The sequence below is a fragment of the Candidatus Williamhamiltonella defendens genome (genome assembly GCF_900699045.1).
Classification (GTDB): domain Bacteria; phylum Pseudomonadota; class Gammaproteobacteria; order Enterobacterales; family Enterobacteriaceae; genus Hamiltonella; species Hamiltonella defensa_A.
The window spans coordinates 122,018-138,884 of record NZ_CAADHL010000001.1; the positions used below are offsets into that span (position 1 = coordinate 122,018).

The 16,867-nt window shown below is 38.2% G+C and carries 12 protein-coding genes and 2 pseudogenes; 4 read left to right on the forward strand and 10 right to left on the reverse strand.

Features of this window, described 5'->3' with window-relative positions; translation table 11 throughout:
• Nucleotides 1-49: 49 nt before the first annotated feature.
• Nucleotides 50-1,033, reverse strand: coding sequence for a 6-phosphofructokinase (gene pfkA / locus CICURV3402_RS00610; protein WP_158379445.1), 984 nt, complete (start codon nt 1,031-1,033; stop codon nt 50-52).
• 83 nt (nt 1,034-1,116) lie between these two features.
• Nucleotides 1,117-1,683: an elongation factor P gene (efp, locus tag CICURV3402_RS00615; protein WP_158379446.1), complete on the reverse strand. Its 567-nt coding sequence runs from the start codon at nt 1,681-1,683 to the stop codon at nt 1,117-1,119.
• A 37-nt stretch (nt 1,684-1,720) separates the two neighbouring features.
• On the opposite strand from efp, the gene epmB reads away from it, so the two are divergent.
• Entirely contained in the window at nt 1,721-2,734 is a 1,014-nt protein-coding gene (epmB, locus tag CICURV3402_RS00620; RefSeq protein ID WP_158379786.1) for an EF-P beta-lysylation protein EpmB, read from the forward strand.
• Between the two features lie 77 nt (nt 2,735-2,811).
• Here epmB and folD read toward each other — a convergent pair whose 3' ends face one another.
• Genes folD through thrA form a run of 4 tightly spaced genes read right to left on the reverse strand, consistent with a single transcriptional unit; the run spans nt 2,812 to nt 8,406 of the window.
• Nucleotides 2,812-3,663, reverse strand: a complete 852-nt coding sequence (gene folD, locus CICURV3402_RS00625) for a bifunctional methylenetetrahydrofolate dehydrogenase/methenyltetrahydrofolate cyclohydrolase FolD (RefSeq protein ID WP_158379447.1) — start codon at nt 3,661-3,663, stop codon at nt 2,812-2,814.
• A 41-nt stretch (nt 3,664-3,704) separates the two neighbouring features.
• Nucleotides 3,705-5,003, reverse strand: a complete 1,299-nt coding sequence (gene thrC, locus CICURV3402_RS00630; RefSeq protein ID WP_158379448.1) for a threonine synthase — start codon at nt 5,001-5,003, stop codon at nt 3,705-3,707.
• 7 nt (nt 5,004-5,010) lie between these two features.
• A complete protein-coding gene (gene thrB / locus CICURV3402_RS00635; RefSeq protein WP_187306876.1) occupies nt 5,011-5,940 on the reverse strand; it encodes a homoserine kinase in 930 nt (309 codons plus the stop codon).
• 3 nt (nt 5,941-5,943) lie between these two features.
• Nucleotides 5,944-8,406, reverse strand: coding sequence for a bifunctional aspartate kinase/homoserine dehydrogenase I (thrA, locus tag CICURV3402_RS00640; protein ID WP_187306877.1), 2,463 nt, complete (start codon nt 8,404-8,406; stop codon nt 5,944-5,946).
• Nucleotides 8,407-8,956: 550 nt separating this feature from the next.
• Between thrA and CICURV3402_RS00645 the strand changes: the two are divergent.
• From CICURV3402_RS00645 to CICURV3402_RS00655, 3 genes and pseudogenes are all read left to right on the forward strand, one after another.
• Nucleotides 8,957-9,667: pseudogene (locus CICURV3402_RS00645) on the forward strand (response regulator).
• A gap of 84 nt (nt 9,668-9,751) precedes the next feature.
• Entirely contained in the window at nt 9,752-10,435 is a 684-nt protein-coding gene (gene mutH, locus CICURV3402_RS00650; protein WP_158379449.1) for a DNA mismatch repair endonuclease MutH, read from the forward strand.
• A gap of 914 nt (nt 10,436-11,349) precedes the next feature.
• A complete protein-coding gene (locus CICURV3402_RS00655) occupies nt 11,350-11,712 on the forward strand; it encodes a hypothetical protein (protein ID WP_158379450.1) in 363 nt (120 codons plus the stop codon).
• Nucleotides 11,713-11,815: 103 nt separating this feature from the next.
• Here the strand turns inward: CICURV3402_RS00655 and CICURV3402_RS06280 are convergent.
• From CICURV3402_RS06280 to CICURV3402_RS00675, 4 genes and pseudogenes are all read right to left on the reverse strand, one after another.
• A pseudogene (locus CICURV3402_RS06280) lies at nt 11,816-12,642 on the reverse strand (EamA family transporter).
• 96 nt (nt 12,643-12,738) lie between these two features.
• The gene (gene gorA / locus CICURV3402_RS00665) at nt 12,739-14,112 is read right to left on the reverse strand and encodes a glutathione-disulfide reductase (RefSeq protein ID WP_158379451.1); all 1,374 of its coding nucleotides are present in this window, start codon (nt 14,110-14,112) and stop codon (nt 12,739-12,741) included.
• 217 nt (nt 14,113-14,329) lie between these two features.
• Entirely contained in the window at nt 14,330-15,037 is a 708-nt protein-coding gene (hda, locus tag CICURV3402_RS00670) for a DnaA inactivator Hda (protein ID WP_158379452.1), read from the reverse strand.
• Between the two features lie 603 nt (nt 15,038-15,640).
• Nucleotides 15,641-15,934, reverse strand: coding sequence for a hypothetical protein (locus CICURV3402_RS00675; RefSeq protein WP_158379453.1), 294 nt, complete (start codon nt 15,932-15,934; stop codon nt 15,641-15,643).
• Nucleotides 15,935-16,867: the final 933 nt, after the last annotated feature.

Genomic DNA, 16,867 nt, shown 5'->3' on the forward strand with positions numbered 1-16,867 from the left:
GTCTAATTGATCACTGCAATTCCTTTTTTAGTAGATGGTTAAAACAATCTTAAAATAATGTATTAGCGACATCTAACCAATCTTCTTTAAATTTTTGGCGTTTATTGTCTATAGAAATACACTCAGAAATAGGAGCATGCCGCATTTTGCTATTCTGAACGCCTACGCAGCAACTCAATATTGCCTTGTGATCAGTTTTGACTAATAATTCCACTGCGTAAGTGCCCATTCTAGAAGCCAGGATGCGATCGTAAGCAACAGGGGCTCCACCTCTTTGTATATGCCCCAATACTGTTGGCCTAGTTTCTCTTTTAGTCTCCTTTTCAATATATTGAGATAATTCATTAATATCACAAATACGCTCTGTGATAGTGATGATTGCGTGTTTTTTACCTTTGGCAATACCTGCTTTAATTTCTGTGATCAATTCTTTACGATCAAAGGGGACTTCTGGTACCACAATAAATTCGCATCCCCCTGCGATAGCCGCGGCTAAAGTCAAATCACCACAATGACGCCCCATGACTTCAACAATAGAAATACGTTGATGTGAAGAGGATGTATCACGTAAGCGGTCAATTGCTTCGACTACTGTCTGCAACGCAGTAAAAAAGCCAATGCTATAATCTGTGCCTGCCACATCATTATCAATAGTTCCAGGTAAACCGATACAATGGATACCACCTTCTTTTGCTAGCAACTGGGCCCCTGCGTACGACCCATCTCCCCCAATTACTACCAACGCATTAATCCCATGTGAGTTTATATTTTTGATGGCCCTTGCTCGATTTTCTTTTTGAGTAAACTCAGGGAAACGGGCAGAACCAAGAATTGTGCCACCTCGATTAATAACATCGGATACGCTATAACGATTGAGTTGTTGTATCTGATTATCATACAAACCTTGATATCCGTCGTAGATACCAAAAACTTCTTTATTTTTAAATAAAGTAGAACGGACAACACCTCGTATTGCGGCGTTCATACCTGGTGCATCCCCCCCACTGGTTAATACTCCTATTCTTTTAAGCATAGTTCTCTCATTCTTTAGATATAATGAATCATTCAATGATACTAAAATATTCAGTTTGAGGAGAAAAAATATATCAATTTAGTTTATTTAACACGAGATACATATTCACCAGAACGCGTATCTACTTTGATAATTTCACCGATTTGTACAAATAAGGGCACTTTAACGACAGCACCTGTGGTTAAAGTCGCTGGTTTCCCCCCTGTACCAGCCGTATCGCCTTTCAAACCTGGATTGGTGTCAACAATTTGAAGCTCCACAAAATTAGGGGGCGTCACAGAAATTGGTTGTCCGTTCCACAATGTCAAAATACATTCGGCCTGTTCGACCAACCATTTCGCACTTTCACCTATTGCTTTCACATCCGCTACCAATTGTTCAAAGGTGTCATTATTCATAAAATGCCAAAAATCACCGTCATTATAGAGATAAATTAAATTTATATCGACGATATCTGCACCTTCAACGCTATCTGTTGATTTAAAGGTTTTTTCGAGTAATTTTCCTGAAATTAATTTTCGAATACGAGTTCGAACAAACGCCTGACCTTTGCCTGGTTTAACAAATTCACTCTCGATGATAGAACAGGGTTCACCGTCTAACATGATTTTAAGACTCGAACGAAATTCGTTGCTAGAATAAGTGCCCATCTATGATCCTTTTGAAACGGATAATTTAAAATTAAAAATGAAAAATATGGTCACTAAAACTCACCCGACCAGAGAAGACTGGTTACAAGAACTTGGCAATGTTATCACTGATTCTCTCGCATTATTGTCTTTTTTAAAGCTGGATAAAAACACAAAATTCAAACAAGGCACCGAAGCTCGTGCTTTATTTCCGTTGCGTGTGCCTGTCGCGTTCGCACAGAGAATGACGCCTGGAGATCCCAAAGATCCCCTCTTATTACAGGTAATGACGTTATCTGATGAATTCGTTCACACCTCTGGTTTTAGTGTCGATCCTTTATACGAACAAAATACGGTTTTGCCTGGCCTACTTCATAAATATCATAATCGCGTATTGATGTTGATTAAAGGAGGTTGTGCAGTTCACTGCCGTTATTGCTTTCGCCGTCATTTTCCTTATCAAAATCACAAGGGCTCTCAAGTCAACAGAGAGCAGGTGTTCAATTATATTAGAAAACACACTGAATTAGATGAAGTGATCTTTTCGGGGGGCGATCCTTTAATGGCCAAAGATCCTGAATTGGCTTCTTTAATCACCGTTTTAGAATCCATTCCACATATTAAGCGGCTCCGTATTCATACCCGATTACCTATCGTGATCCCTTCTCGCATTACAGCAAGACTGTGTGAATCTTTTTCAAATTCTTCTTTGCAAATATTGATGGTGACCCATATTAATCATCCCAATGAAATGGATCAGGCCGTTTATAACAGTATGTACCGCCTAAAATGGGCGGGCGTGACCTTGCTCAATCAAACCGTTTTATTAAAAGACGTGAATAATAACGCCAAAATATTGGCTCAGCTAAGCAATAGATTATTTAACGCAGGAATTTTACCTTATTATCTACATTTGCTAGATAAGGTGCATGGTGCCGCGCATTTTATGGTGGAGGAACACGAAGCGCGACAAATTATGAAGGCACTTTTAGGTCAAGTATCAGGTTATTTGGTGCCGAGACTTACTAGAGAAATCGCTGGTCAGGCTAGTAAAATACCAATTGATTTTTAATCATTATCATATTCTGTGCCGTAAGAGAGCGTGGGTTACGAAAAATCTAACACAGGTGATTTTGGAAAACAAAAAAGTTAAGTGCGCTCCATACAAGCTTTTAACGTATTTTGCAACAAGCTGGCCACCGTCATGGGGCCGACTCCGCCAGGAACAGGCGTAATCCATGCCGCTCTTGTCACAGCAATATCAAATTCTACATCTCCTACCACTTGACCATTTTGCAATCTGTTAATACCGACATCTATCACAATCGCGCCGGGTTTTATCCATGTTCCAGGGATAAAAGAGGGCTTTCCCACTGCTACCACCAGTAAATCCGCATTTTCAACATGTTGCTGGAGATGTTGAGTGAATCTATGTGCAACTGTGGTGGTACAACCGGCCAGCAACAATTCTAAGCTCATCGGCCGCCCAACAATGTTAGAGGCACCCACGACCGAGGCATTTAAGCCACAAGGATCAAGATTATAGCGCGCTAGTAAGGTCATGATGCCTAGAGGTGTGCAGGGCCGTAATTTCGGTATCCTTTGACATAAAGAGCCAATGTTATAAGGATGAAACCCATCGACATCTTTATCGGGGCGTATCTGTTCTAACATGTTCGCGCTATTAAAGCGTTCCGGTAGAGGCAACTGAACCAAGATGCCATCTATCTCAGGATCTTGATTAATCTGCTTTATTAAAGACACTAGTTCTGCTTTAGAGGTTGTTTCTAGCAACGGATAACAATGAGAAACAAACCCAACTTCTTCACAGGCCTTACGTTTATTTGCCACATAAATCTGAGAAGCGCTATTTTCGCCTATTAATATCACTGCCAGACCAGGGGCACGTTTCCCTTGTTTTAGGCGTTTTTGTACGCCATCAGCGACTTCATTTTTAATTTGCTGCGCGATGGCTTTACCATCCATAATTTTGGCTGACATGTCGAGAGACTCAGTATGTTACAACTTGATGATCGGATAAATTAATAAAAATAAAGCGGCAACTTTCGTAAAAAATCGGATAAAGCTCGATAATTCGCCGGTATATTCTTAGATAATAAAGGCAAATTTGCTCTTTGTGCTAACTCAGGCGGTAAGTCCAGTCTCAATTTTAGAATAGACTCTATCTTGTCTTTAAATTTTGCAGGATGAGCTGTCCCAAGGAATATGCCGGATTCTCCTGCTTGAAGCTGATCACGTAACACACGATAAGCTACGGCTGCATGGGGTTCAGAAAGACAGCCTAATTCATTGAGTTCTAATAAGCTCTTTTCAGTCGTTTTGTCGTTCACCACGCCATATCCTAATTCTTTCCATGACTTCTTTTTACAGCGGAATAAGGCTTCAATTCTTGGCCAGTTATTCGGTTCACTGACATCCATTGCGTTCGATAAAGTGGCTTTTGTTTTTCCAGGACGCCATTGTCCCTCTATCAAAAAACGAGGGACGGTATCATTAACATTAGTCGAGGCAATAAATCGTTTGACTGGTAACCCCAAGGATTTTGCTAATAAACCAGCGGTCAAATTTCCAAAATTACCACTTGGCACAGAGATCACCAGCTCGCTACGCTGGTTAGCAGGGATTTGAGCCACGGCTTCAAAATAATAACAAATCTGGGCAAGAAGACGGCTGATATTAATCGAATTTGCAGAGTTGAGCTGAAGGGTTTTTCTTAAAGAAGTTTCTTCAAATGCCTGTTTCACCATGGATTGGCATACATCAAAATCTCCCTCAATCGCGAGGGTATGAATATTTTGTCCTAACGTACAGAATAGCTTTTCTTGAAGCGGGCTTATCTTTCCACGAGGATACAGGATTACCACCTGGATATTTTTCAACCCTAAAAAGGCGTTTGCCACTGCAGCGCCGGTATCTCCCGAGGTGGCTGTTAAAATAGTCATCGGATCGTTTTGACCCACTATCGACAGTATTTGCGCCATCAATCGCGCGCCAAAATCTTTAAAAGCCAAGGTCGGGCCGTGAAATAATTCTAATAGAGCGATTTTGTCATCTATGCGCACAAGTGGCGCAGGGAAAGAAAACGCGGCTTTGATGGCCTGAGCCAAGGTGTTTTGAGAAATTTCATCGCCAATAAAGACGGATAAAATAGGGAGGCTCCGAGTAATAAAATCTTGCTCGAGCAACGTGGCTACTTCTTTTTGGCTGAATTCGGGTAATGCGACCGGAAAAAACAACCCCTGCTGTTTCCCTAAACCTCGCTGTACTGCCTCCGTAAAGGTGACTTGTTCATTCTGATCTTTCAGATTATAAAATTTCATTGTGTTTTTATCCTACTGATCGTGCACCCAGGCTATCTAGGCGACAGATATGTACAAAACCTTTGTCGTTCTCTAAATAATGATGCTGGAGCCAGTCTGAGATGCTCGTGGCGGTTTTTAGGTTGCGACAAACGCTAAACAGAGTGGGGCCGGATCCAGAAATACCAGTTGCTAATGCGCCCATTTCTTTCGCTTTTTGACGAGCAGTTAAAAAAAAAGGTAACATGGGTAACCGATAGGGTTCTGCAATGACATCTTTCATTAATTCTGCCGCTAAATCAGGATGTTGGCTGTAACATGCATGAATAAAACCAGCCAAATAACGCCCGTGATTCACACAATCGCGTTTGGAATAGTAGGCGGGCAACACATTTCTAGCTTTGGCCGTCGAAATTTTAATGCCTGGATAAGCGAGGACCCAAAGCCAATCAGAAAAAAGGGGGACGCTATGGCTAATTCTGCTTTGTGTGTCTAATATGAACTGTAGACCGCCTAAATAACATGGCGACACATTATCATAATGAACACTGCCTGAAATCAGACCTTCCATTTCCCCCATTAAATAAAGCAACGCGTTTTGATCCAAGGGATGCGCACAATATTCATTCATGGCCACCAAGGCCGCAACCACAGAACACGCGCTGGACCCTAATCCTGACCCCACGGGCATATTTTTCTCTAACCGCATTTGCACCGGCACATCTTTTCCTATTTTTTGGCAAAAATTTTTCCAGCACCGAAAAACGATGTTTTTTTTTGGCTCTTTAGGTAATTTACCGGAAAAAGGTCCTTTGATCTCTAGATCAAACTGTTCTGCCGGGGCGATGCTTACACAATCACCGAGTAAGGTGCCGTCAATAGGCGATATCGCCATTCCTAATACATCAAAACCCACACCCAAATTACCAATGGATGCGGGTGCAAAAAATTTCAGCATATTTTAAACGTCCTGCTTCCAAGATAAGGCCCGTAACAGATCCGCAAAAACCCCCGCGGCCGTAACATCATTACCAGCGCCATATCCTCGTAACACCAAAGGCAAGGGTTGATAGTAACGACTATAAAATGCAAGTGCATTTTCTCCATCTTTAATTTTATAGAGAGGATCATGGCTGGAAACCGCTTCTATGCGTACTTTACAGATTTTATTTTCAATTAATCCAACATAGCGTAAAACCTTTTTTTTTGACTTGGCGGATGATGCTTTTTTTTTAAAATCCGCATCTAATGAAGGTAAACGTTTCAAAAAGGTATCAACATCCCCTGAGATATCAAAGTTGTCGGGCAACACCGACTGAACCTCAATATCGCCTAGCTCAAGCTGGTAACCCGCTTCCCGTGCTAAAATTAAAAGCTTACGAGCTACATCCATCCCCGATAAATCTTCTCGAGGATCCGGCTCCGTATAACCTTTATGTTTTGCGTCAAGTGTCGCTTCTGAAAGGGTGATGCCTTCATCGAGCTTCCCAAAAATAAAAGAAAGAGAGCCTGATAAAATACCAGAAAACTGGATCAGCTCATCGCCGGCATTGAGCAAATTTTGCAAATTTTCAATTACAGGTAGCCCCGCGCCGACATTGGTATCATATAAAAATTTGCGACAAGATTGAGCAGCTGCCTTTCTCAATTCATTATAGTAGGCCATAGAATCCGTATTGGCTTTTTTATTGGGTGTGACGACATGAAAACCGTTTGAAAGCAATGTCACGTATTGGTTTGCTATGAGTGTGCTGGAAGTGCAATCTACGATGACAGGATTCAATAAACATTGCTCTTTAACCCAATACATCAGCTGATTGAAGTCAGATGAAGTGTCAGCTTGTGCTAATTGCTCCCGCCAATCGTTCAAATCAATACCATGCAAATGCATTAACATGACTTTTGAATCGATAATCCCATAGACACGTAAATCAATCTTTTTGTGCTTAAGCCAAGATTGCTGACGACGAATCTGTTCTATTAATGCACTACCCACTCCACCGACACCAACAATAAAAACTTCCATGACTTGATCGGTATGAAAAAGCATTTGGTGACACACTCTGGCAGCGGTGGTCGACACCTCGTTTTTGACCACAGCAGAAATAGAACGTTCAGAAAAGCCCTGAGAAATCGTAATAATATTAATATTCGCTCTTGCTAAAGCCGAAAAGAAACGCGCGGAAATGCCTCGCGAGGTTCGCATGCTATCTCTAATGACAGAAATGATAGCCAGATCTTCCATGAGGTCTAAAGCATCGAGAATGCCTTCTTTTAATTCTAAATAGAATTCTTTTTCTAAGGCCAGGCGTGCATGCAATAATTTGTTACCCGCAATACAAAAACTGATGCTGTATTCAGAAGAAGATTGAGTGATCAAAATAACGGAGATCCCCTTACGCGACATCACTGAAAATATTCTGGCGGTAATATCGGTCATGCCTTTCATCCCAGGCCCAGATACGTTAATCATCGCGACATGATGGAGATTGGTAATGCCTTTAACAGGATATTCAGTATCACTGACTTGTTGATGGCTGATTAGGGTACCAGGGGCTTGAGGATTTCGCGTATTTTTAATGAAGCAAGGAATTTTAAATTGAGCAATCGGGGCAATTGTACGTGGATGTAATACATCCGCACCAAAATAAGAGAATTCCATGGCTTCTTGATAGGACATCGATTTCAACAGTTTTGCATTTGGAACTAAACGGGGATCACAAGTATACACCCCATCCACATCCGTCCAAATTTCGCAAAAATCTGCTTTTAAGCATGCGGCTAACACTGCGGCAGAATAATCTGAACCATTGCGACCCAACACAACACATTCTCCCTTCTCATTCCCCGCAGTAAAACCGGCCATAAAAATTAAATGATCTTTCGGTATCGCCATGTGAGAGATGCGTAAAGAGGATTTTGCAATATCAACAGTAGATTCAAGATAATCCCCGTAAGCCAAAATTTTTTCTACAGGATTAATGACAGTAATAGACGCCTCTTTTGTCTGAAAAATCGCGGCCATAATATAAATAGAGAGTTTTTCACCGAGGCAGACAATAGAGGCCTTCACGCTATCAGGACACAATCCAAGCAAAGCGATTCCATCTAATTTTTGTTGAATCAGATTCCATTCAGCTTGTAGCATTTTTTTAAGTAGATCGTAAGGCAATAAAGGATAAGCCGCGTATAGCCCCTGTAAAAGATCAAAAAAAATGCTTTTGGCAGATTTTAAATATTGAGAGACATCTTGACCAGCAAAGGCCATTTCAATCATGGTCAAAAGATGATCAGTGATTTTAGCGGGCGCAGAAAGCACCACCGCCACTTGGCAATGAACACGGTTACATTCGATAATATCCGCCACGCGTAAAAATTGCGCCGCATTTGCTACTGAGGTTCCACCAAATTTTAGAACACGCATCTTTTATCTTCTTATTTATTTTGAAAGAAACGCATGATGCCAGATTTCATGGATTCTTCAAGATGCGACATTTTTCTATAAATGTATATGTGAGATAAAAATACGAATCTCAAAATAAAATTGTCTATTAAAAAGCAAAATGAAATAAAAATTAATTATAAAAATAACGTAATTAAATTAATTAAAAATATAAGTTACTACTTTAAATATTTGATATAAAAAGTTTTGGTTATTTAACATTAAATATGTTAAATCGATTAAAAATACAAAATTATTTTTTTAATATGAATATTTTATATATTTCGATATATATAATGTTATTATAATATGTGTACTTTTAAATAAGTTATTGAATACACAAAAGAGCTTAATCTCATGTATTTTAAAAATCTATTTAAAATTTAGTTTTCATTCATAAATGATAATATTTTTAAATAAAAAATATATTTAATCATTTTAGTAAAAGTAATAAATTTATTTTCTTAGGAAGCAAAGAATGGTTACATTCTTATGGCTATTTTTAGCATGCAAAATTTTAAGTAAAAATGTACTGGAATTGCAAATTTTGATAGTAGAGGATGAACTCGTCACTCGTCATACATTAAAAAGTATTGTTGAAATCAGAAGGCTGTCTTGTTTACGAAGCAAGTGATGAGGAATAAATGCAAGTGGTTTTATAAAAAGAAAATATCAACTTGATTATTATGGATATCAATCTACCCGGTAAAAATGCTCTTCTTCTATCTCGAGAAATTCGTGAACAAAAAAAATGGGGCGTTAATCTTTCTTACGGGGCGTGCTAATGAAGTCGATAAAATTTTAAGCTTGGCAATTGATACGGACGAATACATCACCAAACCTTTCAATGCGAGAGAATTAACTATTCTAGCTCGTAATCTACTTTCGCGCACTATACTCATCATGCACCCAGAAAAAACTCAATAGATTGCAAGGTATCTCTTTAATGGTTTGAAACTAGAGATTAACAGTCGTTCTCTGATTAATCCTCAAGGAAAGATGCATAAATTGCCACGTCATAAATTTAGAGTGCTCCTGTATTTTCACAAAAATACAGGCAAAATGCATTCACGTGAAACCCTACGTAAAAATGACAGGGTGTGAACTGAAATTAAACAATCGCACTGTGGATGTGACGATTCGCCGTATACGTAAGTATTTTGATCTCTCTTTTGATAGAATAGAAATCATCGCTACCATTTATGGTGAAGAATATCATTTTTGCAATTTATCACTTATATAGAGATGATTGCAAACTCTTCTGATAAACGCTTAAACAAAACCTAAAGTAATAAATAATTTATTTTAATATGAAAATATTTTTAATATGAGTATGCATACCCGCCCTCAGCCCCCTGAAAATCAGGAGCAACTTTTGCTTCGAGCTCAGAGGATATCAGGTTCCTCTTTAGGGGAATTAGCCTGCCTGGCTAAATGGCCGGTCCCACCTGATTTAAAAAAGGATAAGGGTTGGGTAGGTTTATTGCTGGAATATTATTTAGGGGCACGAGCAGGCAGTAAAGCTGAGCAGGATTTTGCAGATATAGGGGTTGAGCTCAAAACTATTCCTATTGATTTTAAAGGACAGCCTTTAGAGGCGACTTTTGTATGTTACGCCCGTTTAACTCAAAATACAGGGATTATTTGGGAAAATAGTCATGTACGAAAAAAGTTAGTAAAAGTTTTATGGGTACCTATAGAGGGTGAGCGACAGATCCCGCTCACCCAAAGGCGTGTCGGTACCCCCTTTTTTTGGAGCCCGAATCTTGATGAAGACAAAGCACTACAACAAGATTGGGAAGAGCTAATGGAGCGAATTACTATGGGGCAAATTAATCATATCAGTGCCCACCATGGTGAAGTGTTACAACTACGTCCAAAAGCCGCGAATAGTCGTATTTTAACCGCCGCAACAGGAGAAATCGGACAACCTATAATGACTTTACCAAGAGGGTTTTATTTAAAAAAAACCTTTACTACCGCTATATTAGCGCGATATTTTGTCTTATAAGCAAGTTAGAAATAAAAGATTTCTGATTTTTTGAATATGCATCTAATGTTTTTAACAATAAAGCCACAGTTAACTTGATTAACAAGGTCTCATCAACAGATCTGGCTTTAGAAGATCTAGTCGCGTGCACTATATTTAGTGATTTTTGTGAGTTCTCTAACATAAAGAATGAAAAAAGAATTCATGGATATCTTACAGGCTATAATTGGTGAGAAATATAAAATAGGAAATGCTGAATTAAAAATTATAGAATGCTTTATCAATGAAGACAATAAAAACAAAAAATGATTATTAAATTTTAATTGCATGACAATAAAAAGAATACATCTATTCGAGGATGTGTATTTTTACAAAAATCAGTTAAAGATAAAAATAGTAATTTTATATAATGTAAATTAACCATCCACGATAATAAATTTTTAAATCAACAAAATAGTTTTATAGATTTGTTAAAAATTTATTTAAAAAATTTTGGCGATAAGACAATAATTCACCTTATTAATCAGAAAAGATAATTAGTAGAATAAGAAATCAGCAATTTCTTTAACAATAAAATGCAAGATGATATAGAAAAAAAACGCAAAATCTATCATTACAAAACTAACTGCAGAAAACAACAATCTAAAAAATTAAAGAAAATACATTAGAGAGTGAGAACAAATTTAACACTCTAATAAATGCATTGAAAGGTGAACGAGCTAAATTAGCGAAATATGTAAAATTTTACTAAGAATTTAATAAGGAGGTACTTAAAAATAGGGCAAAAATTCAAGCAGATTCAAACAAAGAATTATCAAAATTAAGTCAAAGAATGGACTTTCTGTTGAAACAATTTAATAACTTTAAAAATCTCCAGAAAAAACAGTTTCTTCTCTCGTACAGAGTCTAATTGAAAATTAACTTCAAATGAAATTTTGAGTGATTTAGAAATGCAAGATAAATTAGATTTTGCATCATCTATTTTCATGAGAATAATAAAAAAAGAATGTAGATATATTTTAAATGAAATTAAAAATATAACGAATCAACTCTTAAAGTTAAACAATCATCAGAAACTAATTGATCAAACCACAAACTTATTAAATTTAAAAGCGTATATAAACATCTTATCTGCTCCGGTTAAAAAACAAGCGGGCAACACAGAAAAACACATTACCCCTCTACTAACAGAAAAAATTCATTTAAATATTAAAAACGCAACATTACTTAAAGATCTTAGTGTTCAAGCATTTAAGATGAGAGATCTTGTAGAATACGTCGATCAGATGCATGTTTGAAAATTTTGCGGAGTTTGAGTTTTAATGAAATCGAAGAAAAAAATAAGGGGCGATTAGAGATCTCTCAAAAATATCGACTGCAATCAATGAAACAATATGGCAATCACCCCCACTCCTGCAATCCCACCTTAGGCTTAACGCTTAAGTTTGTGCCAGTAGAAACACAAATAATAGCGATAGTCCAAACCACTGAACCCCTGTTACATACTCATTTTAAAAATTACACCAGAAAACGCCCCAAATGCCGGCTCGAAAACTTATCAGTGTTCTAAACGTTCTTGCAGACAGGCACGTTAGATCCACCATCTCTAATGAAAAAGGAACGAACTAGAAAGAATCGCAATCGCTATCCCAAAAGGCAACACCTCAAATGAACATCAATCTATTCTATTATCAATGATACCAATGAGACAAAATTAACAAGCGGCTATCAATGAACCCACTGAAACCGCGCCAGGGCCATAATACACGCCCATTTTTCACCAAGAATGATATATAACGCCCAACAAGCGCCGGCCGCTAAAGCACAGGCTGCAGAAAATAAATCCATCCCCAGATTTTTGATTTAATGGCAGCACAAGCCAGAACCCTATAATGACAAAGCCAAGCCACACAAAATCTACAATACGACGAGAAGAAAATATCACAACCGCCAAAGGCCCGGTAAACTCAAGTGCAACCGAAACCCCTAAGGTAATTTTTTAATAAAAAATAAAAGAGAAAATTCATTCCATCCAATGCAAAAGCATATAAAAATAATGCCATGCGATCCCCGGAGGAGAAGCGCATGCGCTCAGGCTTCAAGATGAACAATAAAATGAAAGCGCCTATGCTGCGCCGAAGAGAGGTCGCCCCTGGAGCACAGCCAACAAGAGAGAAAATCCCATGTGCCAAAGAAGCGCCGCTTTGCGGCGAAATGATGGCAATCAATCAAGCGCTAATAGGCAACATAAATTTGAAAACGCGCAATTAAGTGATCCTTTTGATATGATTCAACATCACCTCCACTTCTTTTTTGCAAGAGATTTATCTCATCGTGACGAATTCTTCAGCAACTGTAGGATGTATCGCAATCGTTTGATCAAAATCTTTTTTAGTGGCCCCCATTTTCATCGCCACTGCAAATCCCTGCAATATTTCATCTACAGAAAAGCCGATGCCATGAATGCCCACAATCTTTTCTTCTGATCCTAAACAAACCAGTTTCATGCGACAAGGTTGCCGGTGTCTTCCCATGGCACTGTACATCGGCGTAAAAGATGAAGTGTAGATCTTAATTGCTTTCGCATCATATTTTTCTTTTGCTTGTTCTTCTGTTAGGCCTACCATCGCGATGGGAGGATGACTGAAAACGACCGTGGGCACCTGAGTATAATCCAGGTGTTCATCAGGTTTATGGTTAAAAAGCCGTTCAGATAGTCGCCGACCCGCCGCAACGGCAACAGGCGTTAATGCAGCTGCCCCTGTGTTATCGCCGACCGCGTAAACACCAGGCTGATTGGTATTTTGAAATTTATCGACCGCAATATAGCCTTGATCGTTCATGCGAATACCTGCCGCCGATAAATTGAGTTGATCGATTTGCGGATCACGCCCAATCGCCCAAATGATCTTATCTACTGTCAGCGCATCCCCTGTTTTTAATTGTAAGGTTAAACTGCTATCTGCATTTTTGATCACCTGTGATACTTGAGTTTTAGTGTGCAATTTTAAGGTCGAATTATGTATGATTTCAAGCAATGTACTGACAATTAAAGCATCAAAATGACGCAAAGGGGCCTCATGACGTACCAGTAAATGGGTTTCAACTCCTAAGGCATTGAGGATCCCAGAAATTTCAAGTGCAATATATCCTCCCCCTAACACAGCCACCCGTTTTGGCAGCTCTTTTAAAGCAAAAAAACCATCGGAATCAATCCCGTATGCCGCACCGGGAATATCAGGATGTTTTGGACGTCCCCCTGTGGCAATTAAAATATGATCGGCTGTCACGATTTTTTTAGCTGGATTGTCTTTTTCAGTGGTAATTTCAACAGTGTGAGCATCAATAAAATGCGCCTTCCCTTTAACGACATCCACTTTATTTTTGGCTAAATCCTGTTGATAAAATTGATGGATTCTTTCAATATAAGCAGTTCTATTTTTGATTAAAGTTTGCCAACTAAAATCATTTAAAGTGGTATCAAAACCATAATTCGACCCATATAAATGGATCATCTCGGCAATTTGTGCGGCATGCCACATGATTTTTTTAGGAACACACCCTGCATTCACACAGGTACCCCCAAGCGTTTTGGCTTCCACTAAGAGACATTTTTGACCATATAACGCCGCTCGGTTAACAGAAGCAATGCCCCCACTACCTCCCCCTATCAATAGGTAATCATAATGTGCATTCATCAATATTTTCCTAAAATGTTATAGAGCACCTATTATCTCAAATATGCTCTATCATACGCTAAATCCACCGTTTCTTGCTTGAATAAACAACGAGTTTAGCGATTCCTTTCGAATCGCTTTGTCCGTATTTTAGGAAAAATGAAACATCGTGCTGACACACCTGACATAGCATCAGTTAAATGATTTTTAAATTCATGCCTTCCCAACAAACATTAGATTACAGTCTCAAAATTTCTTTCACAAAAGGGATGGTGAGTTTGCGTTGTGCACGAATAGATGCCTTATCAAGCCTATCTAGCGCCATAAATAACGATGGCATTTCTCTATCAAGGCGTTTTAACATAAAGCGTCCCACCTCTTCTGGTAACTCAAAACCTCGTAATTTTGCACGAAGTTGCAAAGAAAGCACTTTATCATCATCTGATAAAGGCTGTAATTTGTAAATTTGCCCCCAATCCAAGCGAGAAGCTAAATCAGGTAAATGAAGATGTAACTGACGGGGAGGGCGGTCACCGGTCATCAGAAGGCAGGTGTGGTCTTTTTCCACAATACGATTGTAAAGATGAAATATCCCCATTTCCCATTCAATATCACCGACAATATGTTCAATATTATCGATGCAAATCAAAGCAAGCTGCTCCATTCCTTCAAGAACTTCTACGGTGAAATAGGCGAGTTTGTCTAATGGCACATAACCCACCGCTTTTCCTTGTTTTGAGAGCGTAGAGCAAGCGGCATGTAGTAAATGGCTACGTCCTGAACCTTGTTTAGACCAAAAATAAATATAGCGACCATGAGAATCACAAAGGGCGGATTCAATCTCGGCCAATAACGCGGAATTGTCACCAGGATAAAACCCCGAAAAGGTGGCATCATCTGGCAGGAAAAGGGGAAGTGGGAGCTGTGTAGGGTTATTCAAAAACACCTCACGAAAGCAGGCCGTTGCAAAACCACACAAAGAGCGGGGATTTCACCGCTCTCTCTACAGCTTTGAAATAAATGACATCAACAAAAAGATATGAATTGATGATAAAAATCACAGGGATTTACTTTTATGGCCTACTAATCGTAGCTAGTGCCTATAGCCCTAAATTTTTGGAGCAAGTGAACGAACTTATCATGATCAGTGAAGCTGTACGGAATCAAAACAAAATTCTTGTTAAGAAGGTCTATGCTGCATGCGGTTAATTTATCTCCCTGTGTTAGTTGTTCTATTGGTCTTACTGATGAATATGAATTAATCCTCCAAAATTCTCTATATTTACGCTTACAAATTAAATTGTGATGTCCAAGAGCATGATCTTGGAATTGCTCCTCTCTCAAAAAAAGATTTTATAATTTAATTCTATTGGCGTCTGGAATTGTTTTCACTGATCTTTGAAAGTGCTCTCTGTAACATCAGTATTCTCGATTTTATTCTGGGCAGAAAAGAAAATAAACCTAGCATCTACCTGTGTAAGTCGATTTCTATTGTCATCGCTCTTAATGTTCATTTCTCCTCTAGGTACCATCTCTTCACCGTAGAGTATTACATGAGCATCTCGGAGGGCATACTTACAACAAGAATTACTTTTATCTCCCAATAATCCTTCTTATGTGATTTAAAGGTATTTACTTTTTCTTTAATACTACTAAAGAATTTTGTTTTTTCTTTAATTTTCTCTACATCTGACGTGTTCTTAATGAAATATAGATCTTGTATACTTATCTTTTCATTCTGATTGCAACTTATTATTGCAGCCTGGCTAGCTGCCTTAGCTGAGTCTTCAAATTGCATGCATAGTGAATTTAATTCTTTTTTACGTTCTCCTGTAATATTCAAATTATATTCTAAAGAAATATATCAGAGAGTTTGAGTTTGGGCTCAAAACGAGCTTCAATTCTATCTTGTCTAGATGATAGTAACTCCATGTCTTTAGGTGTTAATTCCTTTCCATTTGCCTTCTATTGGCAGTATTAATACAACCTATCAAATGGGTCTTCCATTTAATGTGTTTTTAAAGTACCACTGTGAAAAAGATGCACCATAGTCATCTATATAAACCCGTTTTTTAGACTTCTGAGAATATTATGAAGTTGTAGATACACTTGAAGAAAAATAGATTGGCTTTCAGAATTAACAGAAAGTGAGGCTCGAGAATTCCCACCTTCATCATCCTAATGATCTACTATTAGTTGAGACTTTTCTTATTCTGAAATTAGTGGTGTGCTTGAAGAAGCAGCAGTATCACTAAACAGATTTTTCAGCGGCTCCAAAAATTCTGTTTTACCGCCATCAGAAAATGATGTAGTTAAATTTTTGTTTAGAGATACTCTCTAATCACGCAGTGGATTTTTGTCAACGGATTTTTTTGATTAAATTGAAACTATCTTGACAGAATTATTGTTTTCTTCTCTAAATTGAAGCTAAAATATATTGTGAATGAGACGATTCGACTAGTTTTCCATTGTGATTAAATTTGATTCACGCATATTCACCAGATGCGTTTCTAGGCACAAGGATTTCATCCCTGTTAAGCTGTATCATAAGATGATGATATCGCTTTTGATATATGGAAAAATTTTTCTTAAAACATAAAAATTATATCTATAAAGTGGCCTACGACTTCTGTGTTGCTAATTTTTTATCATCTCTTTTTCTATCAATCAGTGCACGCGGGTTTTTCATTTATTTTGCATCTAATAATTCAGACTAGTCATGAATTTACTTATCTTGGAAGATTATTAGATACATTAGATATATTTTTATATAAAA

Bases quoted from the DNA above. Each gene is read 5' to 3' on its own strand.
- pfkA (WP_158379445.1), bottom strand. From the start codon at position 1,033: ATGCTTAAAAGAATAGGAGTATTAACCAGTGGGGGGGATGCACCAGGT.
- efp (WP_158379446.1), bottom strand. From the start codon at position 1,683: ATGGGCACTTATTCTAGCAACGAATTTCGTTCGAGTCTTAAAATCATG.
- epmB (WP_158379786.1), top strand. From the start codon at position 1,721: ATGAAAAATATGGTCACTAAAACTCACCCGACCAGAGAAGACTGGTTA.
- folD (WP_158379447.1), bottom strand. From the start codon at position 3,663: ATGTCAGCCAAAATTATGGATGGTAAAGCCATCGCGCAGCAAATTAAA.
- thrC (WP_158379448.1), bottom strand. From the start codon at position 5,003: ATGAAATTTTATAATCTGAAAGATCAGAATGAACAAGTCACCTTTACG.
- thrB (WP_187306876.1), bottom strand. From the start codon at position 5,940: ATGCTGAAATTTTTTGCACCCGCATCCATTGGTAATTTGGGTGTGGGT.
- thrA (WP_187306877.1), bottom strand. From the start codon at position 8,406: ATGCGTGTTCTAAAATTTGGTGGAACCTCAGTAGCAAATGCGGCGCAA.
- mutH (WP_158379449.1), top strand. From the start codon at position 9,752: ATGAGTATGCATACCCGCCCTCAGCCCCCTGAAAATCAGGAGCAACTT.
- gorA (WP_158379451.1), bottom strand. From the start codon at position 14,112: ATGAATGCACATTATGATTACCTATTGATAGGGGGAGGTAGTGGGGGC.